Annotated in this window: 5 protein-coding genes; all 5 read right to left on the reverse strand. The window is 37.0% G+C overall.

Annotated elements, in window-relative coordinates; translation table 11 throughout:
• Nucleotides 1-169: 169 nt before the first annotated feature.
• Nucleotides 170-292 (reverse strand): hypothetical protein, encoded by a 123-nt coding sequence (locus tag H8718_RS20685; RefSeq protein WP_283246275.1) that lies wholly within the window; start codon nucleotides 290-292, stop codon nucleotides 170-172.
• A gap of 13 nt (nucleotides 293-305) precedes the next feature.
• Nucleotides 306-497, reverse strand: a complete 192-nt coding sequence (locus H8718_RS19950; protein WP_249334816.1) for a hypothetical protein — start codon at nucleotides 495-497, stop codon at nucleotides 306-308.
• Between the two features lie 10 nt (nucleotides 498-507).
• Complete coding sequence (locus tag H8718_RS19955) at nucleotides 508-825, reverse strand: hypothetical protein (RefSeq protein WP_249334817.1); 318 nt, start codon at nucleotides 823-825, stop codon at nucleotides 508-510.
• A gap of 5 nt (nucleotides 826-830) precedes the next feature.
• On the reverse strand, nucleotides 831-1,673 hold the full coding sequence (locus tag H8718_RS19960) for an ATP-binding protein (protein WP_330597794.1): 843 nt from the start codon (nucleotides 1,671-1,673) through the stop codon (nucleotides 831-833).
• Nucleotides 1,573-2,137: DnaD domain protein (locus H8718_RS19965; RefSeq protein ID WP_249334818.1), on the reverse strand; the 565-nt coding region annotated here is incomplete at its 5' end. The genes H8718_RS19965 and H8718_RS19960, both read right to left, overlap by 101 nt.

A 2,137-nucleotide genomic window follows, 5' to 3' on the forward strand; every position in this document is an offset into this window, starting at 1 on the left:
GCAATGCCAGTCTCTTTTACCAACTGTGCAGCTGTATAAGGCTTTGTAAGCAGTACAAGTACAATCCTATATTCAGTTGCCTTTAGCTTCATATCTGCTAAATAGCTGTAATAACGCTTTTCCATTTATGCCTCCCTCTTCGTTAGTCTGTTTTGACCATTCCTTTAGTCTATACAGACTGTTCTTTAACTAACTCTTGGCATAAGCCATTAATAACCTTTATCCCTTGTAAGGTACATTCTCCATTAGTGCACCATTTGCACTGGTTGCTGTTGCAATTTATAATAGCCATCTGCTTTCTCCTCTTATGCTAGTTCGAATTTTAATTGCTTTGTAGGTACATATCCATTACCCTTTAAAGCTCTCCTTACTGTCTTAGCCGCAATAAAGTTGTCGCGGGCTGCCGATACAATACTTGGATAAATTTCTATTACTTCTCCAGTTTCGGTGTCAATTTGTTTTACCCTAATTGGTTCTGTGCTATATGTAGTTCTCATAGATTATCTCCTAACAAATTGTGAGCTGTTTATAACCTGTTTCCTTCTCTGCTTTTATTGGTTTAACAGCCCTTTCTCTCTTTTCCACCTGAAGGTTTGTGCAATACTTAGATGCATAGACATGCATTGCCACTTCTTCAATGGAGTCATGCTTATTCCAAAGCTTTACGGTCGATTTAATTTTTTCATAAGCTTCTCTATTTGATGTTTTTTTGATATGGTTCTCAACTAAGCTTGTCCATTCATCTTTTGTAAGCTTATGCCCATTCATTAAATAATAAATCGTTCGTGCTCCTACTTGTTCCTTGCATCCTAATGTTAAGTCCATGTTAATCACTCCAATAATGATACTTGTTTGCCAAAGTCTCGGTCTCTTTGTTCAGCTACCTTATCTCTCACGCTTTCTTCTGGCATCTTAATTCTTCTTGCCTGCTCTTTAAGTTTGCTTATGACCCTTTCATCGTATGGCAACTCATCTATATCGCAATTCGATGTGAGGATTGTTATTTTTTTATTGGTGCCTCTATTTTCTATAATTCGAGTAAGTATCTTATTATCTGAATCGCTTGCGTTACCTACCCCAATTTCATCTAAGATAAGTACGGGGATATTGCATATTTCCTCTAGTATTTGACACTCACTATACTCCGAATCCTCTCTGTAGCTTTCTTTAACCTTACTTAATAAATCGAGGCATCTTACAAATTTCACATCCTTGCCATATGACGCCATAATGGCATTTCCAATACTTATTGCTAATCTTGTTTTGCCACTTCCTTTGGTGTGGCTATGTAGATATAAACCTTCTCCTCGCTCAGCATTCTCTTCAAAATGAGTGAGGTAAGCTATAGCTGCCTCTTTAGCATTGCAGGCTAAGATTGCATCATTTTTTTTGTCATACAAGCTGCAATCAAAAGAATTTACCGTAAACATTTTAAAGCGTTCGGGTATATTAGCATTAATGTATCGTGCCTTATTTACTCTATCCTGTACACATTTACAGATGCTTGCAGACTCATTTTCGTTGGCACTATTTAAGATGACACCATTCCCATCACATACCCCATATGGGCACTTAGAAATTGGTATGCCTGCTCGCTCTAGCCTTAAGCTCTTCTGCTGTGCATCCTCTTTCTTCAAGGATTGTCTGTGCTGCTGTGTTTTCATCTTGGCCATTAACACTCTCTGTACTAATGGATTTTCTAGAAGGTCTGCTGTCATTGCTTGCATTTTTCTTTCCCCCTTTTAGAGACGCTCTAAATTCTAGATTCTTAATTTTAAACTGGTCTATGGTGTAGCACATATTTGCTACGCAATCATTCAGTATCCCTGCTGCATAATTCCATGTCTTTTGTTTAGAGACAGTTTCACAAATGATATAGCATATAAGTTCTTGACTAATGCCATCTTCTATAAAACTAATAATCATATTGCGAACATGTGCTGGTATCAATTTGCAAAAGTTTTGTTCGTAGCACTCAAAGGGATCTACATACATACCTAAATACTTATTGGTATATATATTTGGTATTGGTGTGTGATTTTCCACATTTGCATTTGCGTTTTTCTCGTCTTTGCATTTGTGATTTTTCACAAATGCATTTGTGTTATCTCCACTTTGCATTTGTGGTTCACCATCA

Source organism: Zhenhengia yiwuensis, from assembly GCF_014384995.1.
Lineage (GTDB): Bacteria > Bacillota > Clostridia > Lachnospirales > Cellulosilyticaceae > Zhenhengia > Zhenhengia yiwuensis.

Coding starts and splice junctions, on each gene's coding strand:
- H8718_RS20685 (WP_283246275.1), bottom strand. CDS start 292: ATGGCTATTATAAATTGCAACAGCAACCAGTGCAAATGGTGCACTAAT.
- H8718_RS19950 (WP_249334816.1), bottom strand. CDS start 497: ATGAGAACTACATATAGCACAGAACCAATTAGGGTAAAACAAATTGAC.
- H8718_RS19955 (WP_249334817.1), bottom strand. CDS start 825: ATGGACTTAACATTAGGATGCAAGGAACAAGTAGGAGCACGAACGATT.
- H8718_RS19960 (WP_330597794.1), bottom strand. CDS start 1,673: ATGGCCAAGATGAAAACACAGCAGCACAGACAATCCTTGAAGAAAGAG.